1 protein-coding gene is annotated in these 708 nt (G+C 49.2%); it reads right to left on the bottom strand.

The window, feature by feature from the left end:
- The coding region (locus HMPREF9429_RS03670; RefSeq protein ID WP_006941758.1) for a terminase large subunit domain-containing protein at window positions 1–599 on the bottom strand (599 nt) is incomplete at its 3' end.
- Window positions 600–708 lie beyond the last annotated feature (109 nt).

Raw genomic sequence — 708 nt, 5'->3', positions numbered from 1 at the left:
TGCGGGTTCAGCCCGTCACCTGTCTTGCCGTCGTCTTTCGACAGGGCTCTGAGGATTGAATCGCTCTTCGGATGACGAATGACTCCGTATGACTCATGCCACTTGTCCTTGAGAAGCGGGCACCTTTTTAGCATAGCTACGACTTCATTGTAGATAATCTTAGCCTGCAGGGTCTTAGTCGCCCCAATATATACTTCACTCATGGGCTCACCGAGGGCCATAAGTTCGTAATCCCCGACGATGGCCAGCGACTGGGACTTGGCATTTTTCCTGGCTACCTGCCAGTAGGCCCTACGAAAGCGCCTAAGGCCCGTATCTTGATGGACCCATCCGTAGACGTTACCGAAGATAAACCGTTGTATCGGAGCAAAGTCTATCGGCTCGCCGGCAAGAACGCCTTTGGTATGCCGATGTAAATACGCCCAGTTAAAAAAGCGCTGCGCCTTTTCTTCGTCAAACACATACGGAAACTCTTCCGTTCCTGCACGCTGAACATCTCTTAAAAAACGTTCACATGCCCAGCGGTGCTTTTGGCATACATGGGTCGTGTCCTTTATGCAGTTATGGCTATACTCAATAAGTTCTTCAAGTAGCGTCATACATTACCAAATCCTTTATCGCCCAACGGATCGGCCTTCTTAGGCTCTTCTTTGGGAATGTTCTTGGCTTTGGCCAGAGGATTTAAAAACATTCGGTCTTCCATTTGAA

The organism is Megasphaera micronuciformis F0359 (genome assembly GCF_000165735.1).
GTDB lineage: Bacteria > Bacillota > Negativicutes > Veillonellales > Megasphaeraceae > Megasphaera > Megasphaera micronuciformis.
The sequence above is the reverse complement of the archived record's forward strand: the minus strand, read 5'-3'. Positions and strand labels throughout refer to the sequence as shown.